We start from the raw sequence: 19,613 nt of genomic DNA, 5'->3' as shown, positions 1-19,613 counted from the left end.
TCGAGCTGCCGAAGGACAAGGAAATGGTCATGCCGGGTGACAACGTGTCGATCACCGTCAAGCTGATCGCCCCGATCGCCATGGAAGAAGGCCTGCGCTTCGCTATCCGCGAAGGTGGCCGTACCGTCGGCGCCGGCGTCGTCGCCAAGATCCTGGACTAATCATTCGGGAACAACGAACGCGGTCCCAACCTGCCGCGTTCGTCGCCAGACGGGGTTGGCGCCAGCCGACCCCACAGTTGTTTTAGGGGTATAGCTCAACTGGCAGAGCGTCGGTCTCCAAAACCGAAGGTTGGGGGTTCGATTCCCTCTGCCCCTGCCAATTCAATCAGCCGCGTCGCGGGACCAATCGCGACGCGGCTTAGTCTCGTTTGCGAAACATGGCCAATCCGAACGTTGAAACCGTCAACGCCTCCAGCGGCAAGTGGATGCTGGGCGTGGCCGTGCTGCTGGTCGTGGCCGGCGTGATCGGTTTCTATGCTCTGGCGCAGCAGCCCGGCTACGTCCGGGGCGCCGCGCTGATCGCCGGCATCGCGCTGGGCATCGTCGTTGCCCTGGTGTCCGCGCCGGGCAAGGAGTTCATCGGGTTCGCCAGGGAGTCGTACCGGGAAGTCCGCAAGGTCGTATGGCCGACCCGCAGGGAAGCCGGACAGATGACGGGCCTGGTGTTCGTGTTCGTCGTCGTGATGGCGCTGTTCCTGTGGTCTGCCGACAAGCTGATCGAGTGGGTGGTGTTCTCCCTCGTGCTTGGCTGGAAATAAGGGGTAAGACATGACGGACGACGCACAGCAGCAAGAACCGGGCGCTACGCAGCCGGCTTCGTCGAAGAAGCGCTGGTACGTGGTTCACGCTTACTCCGGCATGGAGAAGAGCGTACAGCGCGCGCTGCAGGAACGCATCGAGCGCGCCGAGATGCAGGACAAGTTCGGCCGGATCCTGGTCCCGTCCGAAGAAGTGATCGAAATGAAGGGCGGTCAGCGCTCGGTGACCGAGCGGCGCTTTTTCCCGGGCTATGTGCTCGTGGAAATGGAGATGACCGACGAGACCTGGCACCTGGTGAAGAACACCAGCAAGGTCACTGGCTTCGTCGGCGGCGCGCGCAATCGCCCGAGTCCGATTTCCCAGAAGGAAGTCGACAAGATCATGACGCAGATGCAGGAAGGCGTCGAGAAGCCGCGTCCCAAGACGCTGTTCGAAGTGGGCGAGATGGTGCGCGTCAAGGACGGTCCGTTCACCGACTTCAACGGCAATGTCGAAGAGGTCAACTACGAGAAGTCGCGTCTGCGCGTCTCGGTGACCATCTTCGGTCGTGCGACGCCGGTCGAACTGGAGTTCGGCCAGGTCGAGAAGGTCTGACGATTTGCAGTACCCGTCTGTCCGCGCATCGGCACGGACAGGCGACGCTCTCCGGTTACATCCGGGGGCACAAGAGGAGCGTGAGGCCGGCTGCCTTCGGGCACGGCGATAGCGCGTTACGACTCAACAGGATCGATCCCCTTCAGGGACGATCCGGATTGGAGTAGAGATGGCCAAGAAGATCGTTGGCTTTATCAAGCTGCAAATTCCGGCTGGTAAAGCAAATCCCTCCCCGCCCGTCGGCCCCGCACTGGGTCAGCGCGGTCTGAACATCATGGAGTTCTGCAAGGCGTTCAACGCGGCAACGCAGGGCATGGAACCGGGTCTGCCGGTGCCTGTCGTGATCACCGCCTTCGCCGACAAGAGCTTCACCTTCGTGATGAAGTCGCCCCCGGCGACCGTGCTGATCAAGAAGGCAGCTGGCATCACCAAGGGTTCGGCAAAGCCGCATACCGACAAGGTTGGCAAGATCACCCGCGCGCAAGCCGAGGAAATCGCCAAGGCCAAGAACGCCGATCTGACCGCTGCCGATCTGGACGCAGCCGTGCGCACGATCGCGGGCTCGGCTCGCTCGATGGGCATTACCGTGGAGGGTCTGTAAATGGCTAAGGTTTCGAAGCGTGTCGCGGCCAACAAGGCCAAGATCGAGCGCACCAAGTTCTATCCGATCGACGAAGCGCTGGGCCTGGTGAAGAGCTGCGCCTCGGCCAAGTTCGACGAGTCGATCGACGTTGCGGTCCAGCTGGGCATCGACGCGAAGAAGTCGGACCAGGTGGTGCGTGGTTCGGTGGTCCTGCCTGCCGGTACCGGCAAGAGCGTGCGCGTGGCCGTGTTCGCCCAGGGCGACAAGGCCGAGGCCGCCAAGGCCGCTGGCGCCGACGTGGTCGGCATGGAAGACCTGGCCGAGCAAGTCAAGGCCGGTAACCTGAACTTCGACGTCGTGATCGCCTCGCCGGACACGATGCGTATCGTCGGTACGCTGGGTCAGATCCTGGGCCCGCGTGGCCTGATGCCGAACCCGAAGGTTGGCACCGTGACCCCGGACGTCGCCCAGGCTGTCAAGAACGCCAAGGCTGGTCAGGTTCAGTTCCGTGTCGACAAGGCCGGTATCATCCACGCGACCATCGGCCGCCGTTCGTTCGAAGACACCGCGCTGAAGAGCAACCTGTCGGCGCTGATTGACGCGCTGGTCAAGGCCAAGCCGGCCACCAGCAAGGGTGTGTACCTGCGCAAGATCGCCGTGTCGTCCACCATGGGCGTAGGCGTTCGCGTCGACCAGACCTCGCTGTCGGCCTAAGCGCCGCGGCAACCGTTGACCGGAACCCGATAACGCCGGTCAATGCAAGGATTCGAACCGCGCACGCCGCGGTTCCCGCCCGGTAGCCTGGCTTTCAGCCGGCGGCCGGGGCGGAAAACAGGCTTTGGGCAGTGCTGTCATCGGCTTTGACCGTGGCAGCGCTGGTTATCAAAGACCGCTGGTGGCCATGCCTCGTTCGCGGGGATGGTCTTAATTGGCGAAGGTGGCAAGGCAGGATCGTGCCGCTGTCCGTCGACCAGCGCAGATGGCGAACCCGAAGGGTTGAATGGTCCGGGGGGATCCCCGGGTGATTCGGGCCAATCGGACGCCGTTCGTTTGGACTGATGCAAGCAGCGCCGAGAGGCAATGCAAGCATCGTTTTGGAGCTTAACCGTGCCACTCAATATTGAAGATAAGAAGGCCGTCGTTGCTGAGGTGTCGGCGCAAGTCGCCAAAGCTCAGACCATCGTCGTCGCCGAATATCGCGGCATCACGGTTGGCGATCTGACCAAGCTGCGTGCCACCGCCCGCGAGCAAGGCGTCTACCTGCGCGTTCTGAAGAACACGCTGGCCCGCCGCGCCGTGGAAGGTACGCCGTTTGCCGCGCTCGCGGAGCAATTGACCGGCCCGCTGATCTACGGGATTTCCGAAGATGCAGTGGCCTCGGCCAAGGTTCTGAACGACTTCGCCAAGACCAACGACAAGCTGGTCCTGCGCGCAGGCTCGTTCGACGGCAAGGTTCTCGACGTCAACGCCGTCAAGGCGCTGGCTTCGATCCCGAGCCGCGACCAACTGATTGCTCAGCTGCTTGGCGTCATGCAAGCGCCGGTGTCGGGCTTTGCCCGCCTGCTGGCCGCGCTGGCCGAGAAGAAGAGCGAGGGTGCGCCCGCCGAAGAAGGCGCCGCAGCCTAAGTTCGGCTCGAACCGATCGCAATACCGAATCCCGAATCAAATCTAGGAGTATTTCCAAATGGCAATCACCAAAGACGACATCCTCGAAGCCGTTGGCTCGATGTCCGTGATGGAACTGAACGACCTGGTCAAGGCGTTCGAAGAGAAGTTTGGCGTGTCCGCCGCTGCGATGGCTGTTGCCGCCGCTCCGGGCGCTGGTGGCGGTGCTGCTGCTGCTGAAGAGAAGACCGAGTTCAACGTCATCCTGGCCGAAGTCGGCGCAAACAAGGTTGGCGTGATCAAGGCCGTTCGCGAAATCACCGGCCTGGGCCTGAAGGAAGCCAAGGACCTGGTCGATGGCGCACCGAAGCCCGTCAAGGAAGGCGTGGACAAGGCTGCTGCCGACGAGGCCAAGAAGAAGCTGGAAGACGCCGGCGCGAAGGTCGAAGTCAAGTAAGTGGTACCCGCGTGCCGTTACCCGGCACGCAACTGGGGCTGGCAAAGGGCGAAAATCCCGGCGCCAGCCTTTTTGCGCTTCTGAGGAATGTGTTATCAAGACCCCTCGGAGTGCAGGAATGTGGATTTAGGTCCACTTGACGGAGCCGTTTTGGACCCGTCCCTGCAGAGGCCAAACATCAGTGGCACACTACACGGTTGCTGATGTTTGTCTTCTGAACCGACTGCAGAAGACAAGTTTGGTCGGGTGTCCCCCGGACCGGTGCGTGCAAGGATGATGTGCGCCGGTTCGAAGCGTGCGGGCACCGTCAGCCAGAGGTTGGTAGCGGCCAACCGCCAAATCCCCTCCCAGTCGCTGAACACCTCAGGCGCCGGCCCCGGTTCAGCCAGCCCTGCGATGATTCGGAGATCCCATGGCGTACAGCTTCACCGAAAAGAAGCGCATTCGCAAAAGCTTTGCGAAGCGCGCGACGGTTCACCAGGTTCCATTCCTGCTAGCCACCCAGATCGAATCGTACACCCAGTTCTTGCAAGCGGATACGCCACCCGCGCGTCGCAAGACCGAAGGTCTGCAAGCGGCCTTCAACGCAATTTTCCCCATCGTCTCCCATAACGGGCTCGCCCGTATGGAGTTCGTTTCGTACCACCTGTCCAACCCGCCGTTCGACGTCAAGGAATGTCAACAGCGTGGCCTGACTTTCCACTCGGCACTGCGCGCCAAGGTCCGCCTGATCATCAACGATCGCGAGAACCCGGGCAAGGTCAAGGAAGTCAAGGAGCAGGAAGTCTACATGGGCGAAATCCCGCTCATGACGTCGACCGGCTCGTTCGTGATCAACGGCACCGAGCGTGTGATCGTCTCGCAGCTGCACCGTTCCCCGGGCGTGTTCTTCGAGCACGACAAGGGCAAGACGCACAGCTCGGGCAAGCTGCTGTTCTCGGCGCGGATCATCCCCTACCGCGGTTCGTGGCTCGACTTCGAGTTCGACCCGAAGGACATCCTGTACTTCCGCGTCGACCGCCGCCGCAAGATGCCGGTGACGATCCTGCTGAAGTCGATCGGCCTGACCCCGGAACAGATCCTCGCGCACTTCTTCGTGTTCGACAACTTCACGCTGCAGTCGGAAGGCGCGCAGCTCGAGTTCGTGCCGGAGCGCCTGCGCGGTGAAGTCGCTCGCTTCGACATCGCCGACAAGAACGGCCGTGTCGTGGTCGAGAAGGACAAGCGTATCAACGCCAAGCACATCCGGGATCTTGAGTCCGCCGGCACCAAGCTGATCAGCGTGCCCGAGGATTATCTGCTGGGCCGCGTGCTGGCCAAGAACATCATCGATCCGGATACCGGCGAGGTGATCGCCAACGCCAACGACGAGCTGACCGAGACGCTGCTGGAGTCGCTGCGCGACGCCGGCGTGAAGCAGATCCAGACGCTGTACACCAACGATCTGGACCAGGGTCCGTACATCTCGCAGACCCTGCGCGTGGACGACACCGCCGACCAGACCGCTGCCCGTATCGCGATCTACCGGATGATGCGCCCGGGCGAGCCACCCACCGAGGACGCCGTGGAAGCGCTGTTCCAGCGCCTGTTCTACAGCGAGGAATCGTACGACCTGTCGCGCGTTGGCCGGATGAAGGTCAACAGCCGCCTGGGCCGCCCGAGCGGTGAAGGCAGCATGGTGCTGCAGGACGAGGACATCCTCGAGACCATCAAGATCCTGGTCAACCTGCGCAACGGCAAGGGCGAGGTCGACGATATCGATCACCTGGGCAACCGTCGCGTGCGCTGTGTCGGCGAACTGGCCGAAAACCAGTTCCGCGCCGGCCTGTCGCGCGTCGAGCGCGCCGTCAAGGAGCGTCTGGGCCAGGCCGAGACCGAGAACCTGATGCCGCACGACCTGATCAACTCGAAGCCGATCTCGTCGGCGATTCGCGAGTTCTTCGGTTCGTCGCAGCTGTCGCAGTTCATGGACCAGACCAACCCGCTGTCCGAGATCACGCACAAGCGCCGTGTCTCCGCACTGGGCCCGGGCGGTCTGACGCGCGAGCGCGCCGGCTTTGAAGTCCGTGACGTGCACCCGACCCACTATGGCCGCGTGTGCCCGATCGAAACGCCGGAAGGTCCGAACATCGGTCTGATCAACTCGCTGGCACTGTACGCCCGCCTGAACGAGTACGGCTTCCTGGAAACGCCGTACCGCAAGGTCGAGAACGGCAAGCTGACCGACCAGGTCGACTACCTGTCCGCGATCGAGGAAGGCAAGTACGTGGTGGCGCAGGCCAACGCGACCGTCGACGCCGAGGGCAACCTGGTCGACGAGCTGGTTTCGGCCCGTGAAGGCAGCGAGCGTGAAACCCGGATGGTCACGCCGGACCGCGTGCAGTACATCGACGTGGCGCCGTCGCAGATCGTCTCCGCGGCGGCATCGCTGGTGCCGTTCCTGGAGCACGATGACGCGAACCGTGCACTGATGGGCGCGAACATGCAGCGTCAGGCGGTGCCTTGCCTGCGTCCGGACAAGCCGCTGGTCGGTACCGGCATCGAGCGCACCGTCGCGGTCGACTCGGGTACCGCCGTGCAGGCAACCCGTGGCGGCGTGGTGGACTACGTCGATGCCAACCGTGTGGTGATCCGTGTCAACGACGACGAAGCCGTGGCCGGCGAAGTCGGCGTGGACATCTACAACCTGATCAAGTACACGCGTTCGAACCAGAACACGAACATCAACCAGCGTCCGATGGTGAAGGTCGGCGATATCGTTGCCCGTGGCGACGTGATCGCGGATGGCGCCTCGACCGACCTGGGCGAGCTCGCGCTCGGCCAGAACATGCTGGTCGCGTTCATGCCCTGGAACGGCTACAACTTCGAGGATTCGATCCTGATCTCGGAGCGTGTGGTTGCCGAAGACCGCTACACCTCGATCCACATCGAGGAGCTGTCGGTCGTCGCGCGCGACACCAAGCTGGGACCGGAGGAAATCACCCGCGACATCTCGAACCTGGCCGAAGCGCAACTGGCCCGTCTGGACGAGTCCGGCATCACCTATATCGGTGCCGAGGTCGAGGCTGGCGACGTGCTGGTCGGCAAGGTCACGCCCAAGGGCGAGACCCAGCTGACGCCGGAAGAGAAGCTGCTGCGCGCGATCTTCGGCGAGAAGGCGTCGGACGTGAAGGACACCTCGCTGCGCGTGCCTTCGGGCATGAGCGGCATCGTGATCGACGTGCAGGTCTTCACCCGCGAAGGCGTGACGCGCGACAAGCGCGCCCAGTCGATCATCGATGACGAGCTGAAGCGCTACCGCCTGGACCTGAACGACCAGCTGCGTATCGTGGAAGGCGACGCCTTCCAGCGTCTGGAACGTCTGCTGATCGGCAAGGCCGTCAACGGCGGTCCGAAGAAGCTGTCCAAGGGCGCGACGCTGACCAAGGAGTACCTGGACGATCTGGACAAGTACCACTGGTTCGACATCCGTCCGGCCGACGAGGAAGTGGCTGCCCAGCTCGAAGCCGTCAAGGAAGCGATCGAGCAGAAGCGTCACGAGTTCGACCTGGCCTTCGAAGAGAAGCGCAAGAAGCTGACCCAGGGCGACGAGCTGCCCCCGGGCGTGATCAAGATGGTCAAGGTGTACCTGGCCGTCAAGCGCCGCCTGCAGCCTGGCGACAAGATGGCAGGCCGTCACGGTAACAAGGGTGTGGTGTCGAAGATCGTGCCGATCGAAGACATGCCGTACATGGCGGACGGTACCCCGGCCGACATCGTGCTGAACCCGCTGGGCGTGCCGTCGCGGATGAACGTCGGTCAGATCCTGGAAACGCACCTGGGCTGGGCCGCTCGCGGTCTGGGCCAGCGCATCGGCGACATGCTGAAGGCGCAGGCCAAGGCGCAGGAACTGCGCGGCCTGCTTGCTCAGATCTACAACGAGAGCGGCAAGCCGGAAGACCTGGAAAGCCTGTCGGACGCGGAAGTGCTGGAGCTGGCCAACAACCTGAAGAAGGGCGTGCCCTTCGCGACGCCGGTGTTCGACGGCGCGCACGAGCAGGAGATCAAGCGCATGCTGGATCTGGCCTACCCGGACGAGATCGCGAAGGAGAAGGGCCTGACGGCGTCCAAGCAGCAGGTCACGCTGTACGACGGCCGCACTGGCGAGGCGTTCGAGCGTCCGGTCACGCTGGGTGTGATGCACATGCTGAAGCTGCACCACCTGGTCGACGACAAGATGCACGCGCGCTCCACCGGCCCGTACTCGCTGGTCACGCAGCAACCGCTGGGCGGCAAGGCGCAGTTCGGCGGCCAGCGTTTCGGCGAGATGGAAGTGTGGGCACTGGAAGCGTATGGCGCGTCGTACGTGCTGCAGGAAATGCTGACGGTGAAGTCCGATGACGTGAACGGTCGTACCAAGGTGTACGAGAACATCGTCAAGGGCGAGCACTCGATCGATGCCGGCATGCCGGAGTCGTTCAACGTGCTGGTGAAGGAAATCCGTTCGCTGGGTATCGACATCGACCTGGATCGCTACTGATCGCAGGACGGTACGGGAGGGCGAGCGCCCTCCCGCCAGCGAAGGAATTCCCACAGGATGAATGCCGGTGGCCCGGAGCACGGTGCCACTGGCGATACAAGGAGTTGCAATGAAAGCATTGCTCGATCTCTTTAAGCAGGTACAGCAGGAAGAGCAGTTCGACGCGATCAAGATCGGACTGGCCTCGCCCGAGAAGATCCGTTCCTGGTCGTACGGCGAAGTGAAGAAGCCGGAAACGATCAACTACCGCACCTTCAAGCCGGAGCGGGATGGGCTGTTCTGCGCGAAGATCTTCGGCCCGATCAAGGACTACGAGTGCCTGTGCGGCAAGTACAAGCGCCTGAAGCACCGTGGCGTGATCTGCGAGAAGTGCGGCGTTGAAGTGACGCTGGCCAAGGTGCGCCGCGAGCGCATGGGCCACATCGAACTGGCCGCGCCGACCGCGCACATCTGGTTCCTGAAGTCGCTGCCGTCGCGTCTGGGCATGGTCCTGGACATGACGCTGCGCGACATCGAGCGCGTGCTGTATTTCGAAGCATTCGTGGTGATCGAACCCGGCATGACCCCGCTCAAGAAGAGCCAGATCATGTCGGAAGACGACTACCTCGCGAAGTGCGACGAGTACGGCGAGGGCGAATTCGTGGCCATGATGGGTGCCGAGGGCATCCGTGAGCTGCTGCGCGGCATCGACATCGAGAAGCAGATCGAACAGATCCGCGCCGAGCTGCAGGCCACCGGTTCCGAAGCCAAGATCAAGAAGTACGCCAAGCGCCTGAAGGTGCTCGAGGCCTTCCAGCGTTCGGGCATCAAGCCCGAGTGGATGATCCTCGAAGTGCTGCCGGTGCTGCCGCCCGAGCTGCGTCCGCTGGTGCCGCTGGACGGCGGTCGTTTCGCGACCTCGGACCTGAACGACCTGTATCGCCGCGTGATCAACCGGAACAACCGTCTGAAGCGTCTGCTCGAGCTGAAGGCGCCGGAGATCATCGTGCGCAACGAAAAGCGCATGCTGCAGGAAGCGGTGGACTCGCTGCTGGACAACGGCCGTCGCGGCAAGGCGATGACCGGCGCCAACAAGCGTCCGCTGAAGTCGCTCGCCGAAATGATCAAGGGCAAGGGCGGCCGTTTCCGTCAGAACCTGCTGGGCAAGCGCGTCGACTACTCGGGCCGTTCGGTCATCGTGGTCGGCCCGACGCTGAAGCTGCATCAGTGCGGCCTGCCCAAGCTGATGGCGCTGGAGCTGTTCAAGCCCTTCATCTTCCACAAGCTGGAAACGATGGGCATCGCCACCACCATCAAGGCGGCGAAGAAGGAAGTGGAAAGCCAGACCCCGGTGGTGTGGGACATCCTCGAAGAGGTGATCCGCGAGCACCCGGTGATGCTGAACCGCGCGCCGACGCTGCACCGCCTGGGCATCCAGGCGTTCGAGCCGGTGCTGATCGAAGGCAAGGCAATCCAGCTGCATCCGCTGGTCTGCGCCGCCTTCAACGCCGACTTCGACGGCGACCAGATGGCCGTTCACGTTCCGCTGTCGCTGGAAGCGCAGATGGAAGCGCGCACGCTGATGCTGGCGTCGAACAACGTCCTGTTCCCGGCCAACGGCGATCCGTCGATCGTGCCGTCGCAAGACGTGGTGCTGGGTCTGTACTACACGACCCGCGACAAGATCAACGGCAAGGGTGAAGGCATGACCTTCGCCGACGTCGGCGAAGTGATTCGCGCCTACGAGAACAAGGAAGTCGAGCTGGCTTCCCGCGTGAACGTGCGGATCACCGAGTACGAACTGGTCGACAAGGACGCCGAAGGCGATGCACGCTTCGCGCCGAAGATCACCCTGCAGGACACCACGGTTGGCCGTGCGATCCTGTCGGAGATCCTGCCCAAGGGCCTGCCGTTCTCGGTGCTGAACAAGCCGCTGAAGAAGAAGGAAATCTCGCGCCTGATCAACACCGCGTTCCGCAAGTGCGGTCTGCGCGAGACCGTGATCTTCGCCGACAAGCTGCTGCAGTCGGGTTTCCGCCTGGCCACGCGCGCCGGTATCTCGATCGCCATCGACGACATGCTGGTGCCGCCGCAGAAGGAGAAGATCATCGCCGAGGCCGCGGCCAAGGTGAAGGAATACGACAAGCAGTACATGTCGGGTCTGGTGACGGACCAGGAGCGCTACAACAACGTCGTCGACATCTGGGGCGCCGCTGGCGACCAGGTGGGCAAGGCGATGATGGAGCAGCTGCAACACGAGGACGTGGTCGATCGCAACGGCAACACCGTCAAGCAGGAGTCGTTCAACTCCATCTACATGATGGCCGACTCGGGTGCACGGGGTTCCGCGGCGCAGATCCGTCAGCTGGCCGGTATGCGCGGCCTGATGGCCAAGCCGGATGGCTCGATCATCGAGACGCCGATTACCGCGAACTTCCGCGAAGGCCTGAACGTTCTGCAGTACTTCATTTCGACCCACGGCGCGCGTAAGGGCCTGGCCGATACGGCACTGAAGACCGCGAACTCGGGTTACCTGACCCGTCGTCTGGTCGACGTGACGCAGGATCTGGTGGTGGTCGAGGACGATTGCGGCACCAGCAACGGCGTGGCAATGAAGGCGCTGGTCGAGGGCGGTGAAGTCATCGAGGCGCTGCGCGACCGTATCCTGGGCCGCGTGACGGTCTCCGACGTAGTCAACCCCGAGACGCAGGAAACCGCGATCGAGGCTGGCACGCTGCTGGACGAAGACCTGGTCGAGCTGATCGACAACATCGGCGTGGACGAAGTCAAGGTCCGCACCCCGCTGTCGTGCGACACGCGCTACGGCCTGTGCGCCAAGTGCTATGGCCGCGATCTGGGCCGTGGCACGCTGGTCAACTCGGGCGAAGCGGTCGGCGTGATCGCGGCGCAGTCGATTGGCGAGCCGGGTACGCAGCTGACCATGCGGACGTTCCACATCGGTGGTGCGGCATCGCGTGCGGCAGTGGCCTCGAGCGTCGAAGCGAAGGCGACCGGTACGGTCCGCTTCACCGCGACGATGCGTTACGTGACCAACGCCAAGGGCGAGCTGATCGTCATCTCGCGTTCGGGCGAGGTGCTGATCACCGATGACCACGGCCGCGAGCGCGAGCGCCACAAGATCCCGTACGGCGCCACGCTGCTGGTGCAGGACGGTCAGGCGATCAAGGCTGGCACGCAACTGGCCACCTGGGACGCGCTGACTCGACCGATCGTCTCCGAGTACTCGGGCACGATCAAGTTCGAGAACGTCGAGGAAGGCGTGACCGTTGCCAAGCAGATGGACGAGGTGACGGGTCTGTCGACGCTGGTCGTGATCGATGCCAAGCGCCGTACGGCTGCCACCAAGGGCCTGCGCCCGCAGGTGAAGCTGCTCGACGCCAATGGCCAGGAAGTCAAGATTCCGGGCACGGATCACTCCGTGACCATCGGCTTCCAGGTCGGCGCGCTGATCACCGTGAAGGACGGTCAGCAGGTGCATGTCGGTGAAGTGCTGGCGCGTATCCCGACCGAGTCGCAGAAGACCCGCGACATTACCGGTGGTCTGCCGCGTGTGGCCGAGCTGTTCGAAGCGCGTTCGCCGAAGGACGCCGCCGTGCTGGCGGAAGTCACCGGTACCGTGTCGTTCGGCAAGGACACCAAGGGCAAGCAGCGCCTGGTCATCACCGATCTCGACGGCAATGCGCACGAGTTCCTGATCGCCAAGGAAAAGCAGGTGCTGGTCCACGACGGTCAGGTGGTGAACAAGGGCGAGATGATCGTGGAAGGTCCGGCGGACCCGCACGACATCCTGCGCCTGAAGGGCATCGAGGAGCTGGCGCACTACATCGTCGACGAAGTGCAGGACGTGTACCGTCTGCAGGGCGTGAAGATCAACGACAAGCACATCGAAGTGATCGTGCGTCAGATGCTGCGCCGCGTGCAGATCGTCGAGGTCGGCGACACCAAGTTCATCCCGGGTGAACAGGTGGAGCGCTCGGAGCTGCTGGACGAGAACGACCGCGTGATCGCGGAAGGCAAGCGTCCGGCCATGCACGAGAACCTGCTGCTCGGTATTACCAAGGCGTCGCTGTCGACCGACAGCTTCATCTCGGCGGCATCGTTCCAGGAAACGACGCGCGTGCTGACCGAGGCCGCGATCATGGGCAAGACCGACGACCTGCGTGGTCTGAAGGAAAACGTGATCGTGGGTCGTCTGATCCCGGCCGGTACCGGCCTGGCCTACCACCGTGCCCGCAAGGCGCGCGAGGCGGCCGAGCGCGAACGGGCGCTGGCGATCACCGAGGAAGAGCAGTCGCTGTTCATGGAGCCGTCGGAGGTGCATGCCACGACGACCGAGAACGGTGACGACACGCCGGCGGTGTGAGGCAGTCCGGAATAGTCCGGTAGACCTCCAGGCAGCGCTCCAGCGATAGCAGGAGCGCTGCAATCTGGTTGTAGACGAAGCCCGGAGCGAGACATCGCTCCGGGCTTTTTTTTGGTCCGGCCGGACGCTGCCGCCGGTCAGATATATGGCTTCAGGGGCAGCCGAACCTGCGGCACCTGCAGCTGGTTCACTTTGTCCTTGAGGTCCTGCATCCAGCTGATGTCCGTGGGAACGAAGGGCAAGCGCTCGGGCATTGCCGCCAGCGTGACACCGTCCGCCTGCGCCGAGCCCTGCTTCTCCAGCGTACGCAGGACCAGGTCCGAGAGCGCGATGCATTCGCGAGAGCCCAGCTTCTGCCCATACTCCTTCAGGAAGCGATCGATCGGCACACCGGCGTCCGCCAGCGACTTGATCTCCGAGTCGGTCAGGGTGACGCGCTCGTAGTTGCCACTGTCCTGGGAACGCCTGGCCAGTTCCGCGGCCAGCTCGCGGTATCGCTTCGCTGCGTGCAGCAGGTCCAGTTGGCCGGGCTGGCCGTGCGCCGTCCGTGCAGCGTCGGCGACGCGCTCTTCCTCGCCAGCCGAAGCGGCCTGCGGCGCGGCTGGGGCGACATGGTGATGATGAGAGATGGGTGAAACGCTCATGAAAAGACTCCAGTCATGGAGCCGGCTGAAGCCGCCGGTTCCTGGTTCCGCGCTTGGTGCGTGGACCAGATATTGGGCACTGCGGGGCGCGGTGTCTTACGCTTTATGAAGTGAAGTTTGGCTTTTGGAACGGCGCTCATACTTGACCGCAAGTGACCGCCTGTTTCCGACAATTCGACCGACGTGGCTGTGCTAAGGGCAACGCCTGATGTTGCTGGCGCGCATGCCGTGCTGGGCGTGACCGCTCGCGCCAGCGCGAATCCGGCCGCGAGCGGGGGGCCGTCCAATGGTATGGTTACGCCTTCGCCGTTACCCTGACCGTTTCGTCAGTCCCGCTGTACGCCATGTCCCAAGCGTTGAACGTCCTCAAGGATGTCTTCGGCTATCACGCCTTCCGCGGCCGTCAGGCCGAGATCATCGAGCACGTGGCCGAGGGCGGCGATTGCCTGGTGCTGATGCCGACCGGCGGCGGCAAGTCGCTGTGCTACCAGATTCCGGCGCTGATGCGCCGGCAGCAAGGGCACGGGGCTGGCATCGTGGTGTCCCCTCTGATTGCGCTGATGCAGGACCAGGTCGCCGCGCTGACAGAGGCCGGGGTGCGCGCGGCGGTGCTCAATTCCACGCTGTCCGGCAGCGAGGCGAGCGCGGTCGAGCGCGATCTGCTCGCCGGCCGCATCGACATCCTCTACGTCGCTCCCGAGCGGCTGATGACGCCTCGCTTCCAGGACCTGCTCGGCCGTGCGCCAGTCGGCCTGTTCGCCATCGACGAGGCGCATTGCGTCTCGCAGTGGGGGCACGACTTCCGGCCCGAGTACATCCAGCTGTCGGTGCTGCACGAGCGCTTCCCGGATGTGCCGCGCATTGCCTTGACGGCCACCGCCGATGCGTTGACGCGCCAGGAGATCGTCGAGCGTCTCGCGCTGGACGATGCCCGCGTCTTCCTGTCCAGTTTCGATCGCCCCAATATCCGCTACCGCATCGTCGAGAAGGACAATGCGCGGCAGCAGCTGCTGGCGTTCATCAAGGCCGAGCACATGGCGGGCGACGGCACGCATGACAGCGGCATTGTCTATTGCCTGTCGCGCAGGAAGGTCGAGGAGACCGCCGAATGGCTGCGCGGACACGGCATCAACGCGCTGCCGTATCACGCGGGCATGGATGCGGCCGTCCGCCAGCAGCACCAGGCGCGCTTCCGCGACGAGGAAGGGCTGGTGATGGTCGCCACCATCGCCTTTGGCATGGGCATCGACAAGCCGGATGTCCGCTTCGTCGCCCACCTGGATCTACCCAAGAGCATGGAGGGGTATTACCAGGAGACGGGACGCGCCGGCCGCGACGGACTGCCGGCCAACGCCTGGATGGCGTACGGCCTGGGCGACGTCGTGCAGCAGAAACGCATGATCGACGAATCGGATGCCGACGAGGCGCACAAGCGCGTTTCGTCCTCGAAGCTGGACGCGCTGCTGGGGCTGTGCGAAACCGCCGGCTGCCGCCGCGTGCGTATCCTTGCCTACTTCGACGAACAGAGCCAGCCCTGCGGCAACTGCGATACCTGCCTGGAGCCGCCGGCGACCTGGGACGGCACGCGCGAGGCGCAAATGGCGCTGTCCTGCGTGTACCGTACGGCGCAGGCGAGCCGGATCCACTTCGGTGCGACCCATCTGATCGATGTGCTGCGCGGCAATGCCAGCGAGAAGATCCGGCAGTGGGGGCACGACAAGGTGTCGACCTTCGGCATCGGCGCAGACCGCTCCGTCAGCGAGTGGCACGCCATCTTCCGCCAGCTGATCGCGCATGGGCTGCTGACCATCGATCACGGCGGGCATGGCGCCCTGCTGCTGGGGGAATCGGCCCGGGCGGTGCTCAAGGGGGAGCAGCAGATCACGCTGCGCCGCCAGGTCAGCAAGCCGGCGCGCGGGGAGCGCGCCAGTGGCAAGGGGACCCGCACCGACCACACCGCGCAGATGGACGAGGCCGCGCTGGCCAACTGGGAAGCGTTGCGCCGCTGGCGCAGCGCCACCGCGCGCGAGCACGGCGTGCCGGCCTATGTGATCTTCCACGACGCAACGCTGGCCGAACTGGCCCGCAGCGCGCCGGACTCGATGGAGGCGCTGGCGGAGGTGCCGGGTATCGGCGCCGCCAAGCTGGAGCGCTATGGCGAGGAGTTGCTGGAGACGTTGCGCCAGGCCTGAGCCCGATCGCAAACGGTCGGCAGGTCGCCCGGCCGCCGCCCAGGCCGCTCCATGCTGTCCTGCAACAACGCGCGGTGCCGGGGACGTATACAGGACTTGACCGGGTTGCCTGTCGCTGCTAGCATGCCGGATTCGAGTTTTTGGCTTCGGATTTCGCTCGCGCGTCGTTTGCAGGCACCCTGCCCAGACGAGGCGCCGACAGGCAGTCAGGTGCATGGTCACGCTGGCCGGCCTGCCAGGACAGCGGGATCCCGGCGAGCTCGCGCTCTTTGGCCCGTCTGGTAGTTCACACAGTCCCGTCTCCAGAGCGTTCTGCTCACCGCTCCCGCCCAAAACCCGTCGTGCCGGACCGATACCCTCGTATCGGAATGGTGTTTTTTGTAAAACCAAGCTGGATTGAACAATGCCAACTATCAACCAACTGGTTCGCAAGCCGCGTGTCTCTGAAGTCGTCAAGAGCAAGAGCCCGGCGCTTGAGAACTGCCCCCAGCGCCGTGGCGTGTGCACCCGTGTGTACACCACGACGCCGAAGAAGCCGAACTCGGCACTGCGTAAGGTTGCCAAGGTGCGCCTGACCAACGGTTTCGAAGTCATTTCGTATATCGGCGGTGAAGGCCACAACCTGCAGGAACACTCGGTCGTGCTGATCCGCGGCGGCCGTGTGAAGGACTTGCCGGGTGTGCGTTACCACATCGTCCGTGGCTCGCTGGACCTGCAGGGCGTCAAGGACCGGAAGCAAGCGCGTTCGAAGTACGGCGCGAAGCGTCCGAAGGCTGCCTGATTGGCCGCTGGCGCGAGCTGAGAAACAAGGGATGGCGGGTGACGCGACGCGTCATGTTGCTGTCAAGAAGCGGCGGTACAACGGAGCACTTTCTGCGCCGTGCCGTCGAGTAAGTGGTCCACCCGGCGAATTTGCTGACTTGAAGAGCAAGCTAGTTGGTGGCCAGAGGGCGGAAGAAGCATCCGCACTCAACTGAATCCAAAGGAAAGAAGATGCCACGTCGTCGTGAAGTCCCCAAGCGGGAAATTCTGCCTGATCCGAAGTTCGGTAACGTCGAAGTTGCCAAGTTCATGAACGTGCTGATGCTGGATGGCAAGAAGTCGGTTGCCGAGCGCATCGTGTACGGCGCGTTCGACCAGATCGAAAAGAAGGCAGGCAAGGCCCCCATCGAAGTGTTCTCCGTTGCCATCAACAACGTGAAGCCGGTGGTGGAAGTGAAGAGCCGCCGCGTGGGTGGCGCCAACTATCAGGTTCCGGTCGAAGTGCGTCCGTCGCGTCGTTTGGCATTGGCGATGCGTTGGTTGCGCGAGGCCGCGAAGAAGCGTAGCGAGAAGTCGATGGCGCTGCGCCTGGCTGGCGAACTGCTCGAGGCTGCGGAAGGCCGTGGTGGCGCGATGAAGAAGCGCGACGAAGTGCACCGCATGGCCGAAGCCAACAAGGCGTTCTCGCACTTCCGCTTCTAAAGCGCGCGGGAAACGCGGTTGGTTGCCGGGCGGGCTGTGTTTTTACACATCTCGCCCGTTTGTGTTAGGGGCGCGGCGTAGAGCGCGGGCGTCCCACGGACGATTTAGAGGATTAAAGTGGCTCGTAAGACTCCCATTGAGCGGTACCGCAATATCGGTATCTCGGCTCACATTGACGCGGGTAAAACCACCACCACCGAGCGCATCCTGTTCTACACCGGTGTGAACCACAAGATCGGTGAAGTGCACGACGGCGCCGCCACGATGGACTGGATGGAGCAGGAACAGGAGCGTGGTATTACCATCACCTCCGCTGCCACCACCGCCTTCTGGAAGGGCATGGCCGGCAACTACCCCGAGCACCGCTTCAACATCATCGACACCCCGGGCCACGTGGACTTCACCATCGAGGTGGAGCGTTCCATGCGCGTGCTGGACGGCGCCTGCATGGTGTACTGCGCCGTGGGTGGCGTGCAGCCGCAGTCGGAAACCGTCTGGCGTCAGGCCAACAAGTACGGCGTGCCGCGTCTGGCGTTCGTCAACAAGATGGACCGTACCGGCGCCAACTTCTTCAAGGTCTACGACCAGCTGAAGACCCGCCTGAAGGCCAACCCGGTGCCCGTGGTGGTGCCGATCGGCGCGGAAGACAACTTCCAGGGCGTGATCGACCTGCTGGAAATGAAGGCGATCATCTGGGACGAAGCCAGCCAGGGCGTGAAGTTCGAATACAAGGACATCCCGGCCGAGCTGCAGGCGACCGCTGACGAATGGCGCGAGAAGATGGTCGAGTCCGCCGCCGAAGCCAGCGAAGAGCTGATGGAAAAGTACCTGGGCGGCGAAGAGCTGACCCGCGCAGAGATCGTCAAGGCGCTGCGTGACCGTACCATCGCCGGCGAAATCCAGCCGATGCTGTGCGGCACCGCGTTCAAGAACAAGGGCGTGCAGCGCATGCTCGACGCCGTGATCGACTTCCTGCCGTCGCCGGTGGATATTCCGCCGGTCAAGGGCGTGGACGAACGCGACGACGAGAAGAAGCTGGAGCGCAAGGCCGACGACAACGAGAAGTTCTCGGCGCTGGCGTTCAAGATCATGACCGACCCGTTCGTCGGCCAGCTGATCTTCTTCCGCGTCTACTCGGGCAAGGTCAATTCGGGCGACACCGTGTACAACCCGGTGAAGCAGAAGAAGGAGCGTCTGGGCCGTATTCTGCAGATGCACGCCAACCAGCGCGAAGAAATCAAGGAAGTGCTGGCTGGCGACATCGCCGCCGCGGTGGGCCTGAAGGATGCCACCACGGGCGACACGCTGTGCGACCCGGCGGCACCGATCGTGCTCGAGCGCATGGTGTTCCCGGAGCCGGTGATCTCGCAGGCGGTCGAGCCGAAGACCAAGGCCGACCAGGAAAAGATGGGCATCGCCCTGAACCGCCTGGCCGCCGAAGATCCGTCGTTCCGCGTGCGTACCGATGAAGAATCGGGCCAGACCATCATTTCGGGCATGGGCGAGCTCCACCTCGAAATTCTGGTCGACCGCATGAAGCGCGAATTCGGCGTGGAAGCCAACATCGGCGCGCCGCAGGTGGCTTACCGCGAAACCATCCGCAAGAAGGCCGAGGACGTCGAAGGCAAGTTCGTCAAGCAGTCGGGCGGCCGCGGCCAGTACGGTCACGCCGTGATCACGCTGGAACCGCAGGAGCCGGGCAAGGGCTTCGAATTCATCGACGCCATCAAGGGCGGTGTGATTCCTCGCGAATACATCCCGGCAGTCGAGAAGGGTATCGTCGACACGCTGCAGTCCGGTATCCTGGCGGGCTTCCCGGTGGTGGACGTGAAGGTCACGCTGACGTTCGGTTCGTACCACGACGTGGACTCGAACGAAAACGCGTTCCGCATGGCCGGTTCGATGGCTTTCAAGGAAGCCATGCGCAAGGCCAGCCCGGTCCTGCTCGAGCCGATGATGGCCGTGGAAGTGGAAACGCCGGAAGACTACACCGGTACCGTGATGGGCGACCTGTCGTCCCGCCGCGGCATCGTGCAGGGCATGGACGACATGGTGGGCGGCGGCAAGATCATCAAGGCCGAAGTCCCGCTGTCGGAAATGTTCGGTTATTCGACCGCGCTGCGCTCGGCCACCCAAGGCCGCGCCACCTACACCATGGAATTCAAGCACTACGCCGAGGCACCGAAGAACATCGCCGAAGCAGTGATGGCGGCCAAGGGCAAGTAAACAGGCTATATGCCGCCGCACCCGCGAGGGCGCGGCGGCGTGATGAATCGACAAGACTGCATTCCATTAGGAGCTGAAAAATGGCAAAGGAAAAGTTCGAGCGGACTAAGCCGCACGTGAACGTTGGTACGATTGGTCACGTTGACCACGGCAAGACGACGCTGACGGCAGCGATCGCGACCGTGCTGGCAGCGAAGTTCGGCGG

14 protein-coding genes, 1 tRNA gene and 1 pseudogene are annotated in these 19,613 nt (G+C 63.5%); 15 read left to right on the top strand and 1 reads right to left on the bottom strand.

Going from position 1 to position 19,613, the window contains the following annotated elements:
• The 10 genes and pseudogenes from K6V06_RS20370 to rpoC form a co-directional block, all read left to right on the top strand.
• A pseudogene (locus K6V06_RS20370) lies at positions 1–161 on the top strand (elongation factor Tu); the annotation flags it as partial.
• Positions 162–245: 84 nt separating this feature from the next.
• Positions 246–321: transfer RNA gene (locus K6V06_RS20365), tRNA-Trp, on the top strand.
• Between the two features lie 58 nt (positions 322–379).
• Complete coding sequence (gene secE, locus K6V06_RS20360) at positions 380–760, top strand: preprotein translocase subunit SecE (protein ID WP_222245954.1); 381 nt, start codon at positions 380–382, stop codon at positions 758–760.
• 10 nt (positions 761–770) lie between these two features.
• Positions 771–1,355, top strand: a complete 585-nt coding sequence (nusG, locus tag K6V06_RS20355; protein ID WP_222245953.1) for a transcription termination/antitermination protein NusG — start codon at positions 771–773, stop codon at positions 1,353–1,355.
• A 169-nt stretch (positions 1,356–1,524) separates the two neighbouring features.
• Positions 1,525–1,956, top strand: coding sequence for a 50S ribosomal protein L11 (gene rplK / locus K6V06_RS20350; RefSeq protein ID WP_222245952.1), 432 nt, complete (start codon positions 1,525–1,527; stop codon positions 1,954–1,956).
• Positions 1,957–2,652, top strand: a complete 696-nt coding sequence (rplA, locus tag K6V06_RS20345; protein ID WP_222245951.1) for a 50S ribosomal protein L1 — start codon at positions 1,957–1,959, stop codon at positions 2,650–2,652.
• A gap of 393 nt (positions 2,653–3,045) precedes the next feature.
• Positions 3,046–3,564 carry a 50S ribosomal protein L10 gene (rplJ, locus tag K6V06_RS20340; protein WP_023264956.1) on the top strand — a complete coding sequence of 173 codons (519 nt, stop codon included), beginning with the start codon at positions 3,046–3,048 and terminating at the stop codon, positions 3,562–3,564.
• A gap of 58 nt (positions 3,565–3,622) precedes the next feature.
• Positions 3,623–4,000, top strand: coding sequence for a 50S ribosomal protein L7/L12 (gene rplL, locus K6V06_RS20335; protein ID WP_222245950.1), 378 nt, complete (start codon positions 3,623–3,625; stop codon positions 3,998–4,000).
• 412 nt (positions 4,001–4,412) lie between these two features.
• Complete coding sequence (gene rpoB / locus K6V06_RS20330) at positions 4,413–8,519, top strand: DNA-directed RNA polymerase subunit beta (RefSeq protein ID WP_222245949.1); 4,107 nt, start codon at positions 4,413–4,415, stop codon at positions 8,517–8,519.
• Between the two features lie 109 nt (positions 8,520–8,628).
• Positions 8,629–12,882 carry a DNA-directed RNA polymerase subunit beta' gene (gene rpoC, locus K6V06_RS20325; RefSeq protein WP_222245948.1) on the top strand — a complete coding sequence of 1,418 codons (4,254 nt, stop codon included), beginning with the start codon at positions 8,629–8,631 and terminating at the stop codon, positions 12,880–12,882.
• A gap of 137 nt (positions 12,883–13,019) precedes the next feature.
• Here the strand turns inward: rpoC and K6V06_RS20320 are convergent, their stop codons facing one another.
• The gene (locus tag K6V06_RS20320) at positions 13,020–13,526 is read right to left on the bottom strand and encodes a hypothetical protein (RefSeq protein WP_222245947.1); all 507 of its coding nucleotides are present in this window, start codon (positions 13,524–13,526) and stop codon (positions 13,020–13,022) included.
• A 344-nt stretch (positions 13,527–13,870) separates the two neighbouring features.
• On the opposite strand from K6V06_RS20320, the gene recQ reads away from it, so the two are divergent.
• From recQ to K6V06_RS20295, 5 genes are all read left to right on the top strand, one after another.
• Entirely contained in the window at positions 13,871–15,718 is a 1,848-nt protein-coding gene (gene recQ, locus K6V06_RS20315) for a DNA helicase RecQ (RefSeq protein WP_222245946.1), read from the top strand.
• Positions 15,719–16,121: 403 nt separating this feature from the next.
• Positions 16,122–16,499: a 30S ribosomal protein S12 gene (gene rpsL / locus K6V06_RS20310; protein WP_010810460.1), complete on the top strand. Its 378-nt coding sequence runs from the start codon at positions 16,122–16,124 to the stop codon at positions 16,497–16,499.
• Between the two features lie 212 nt (positions 16,500–16,711).
• Positions 16,712–17,182 (top strand): 30S ribosomal protein S7, encoded by a 471-nt coding sequence (gene rpsG, locus K6V06_RS20305; protein ID WP_006576502.1) that lies wholly within the window; start codon positions 16,712–16,714, stop codon positions 17,180–17,182.
• A gap of 117 nt (positions 17,183–17,299) precedes the next feature.
• On the top strand, positions 17,300–19,408 hold the full coding sequence (fusA, locus tag K6V06_RS20300) for an elongation factor G (protein WP_222245945.1): 2,109 nt from the start codon (positions 17,300–17,302) through the stop codon (positions 19,406–19,408).
• An 80-nt stretch (positions 19,409–19,488) separates the two neighbouring features.
• Positions 19,489–19,613, top strand: a 125-nt coding sequence (locus tag K6V06_RS20295; protein ID WP_233472879.1) for a GTP-binding protein, incomplete at its 3' end; no start/stop codon positions are given.

Origin of the sequence: Cupriavidus sp. AU9028, from assembly GCF_019795295.1 — a bacterium.
Taxonomy (GTDB): Bacteria; Pseudomonadota; Gammaproteobacteria; order Burkholderiales; family Burkholderiaceae; genus Cupriavidus.
This window is presented reverse-complemented; position numbering and strand designations above follow the sequence as displayed.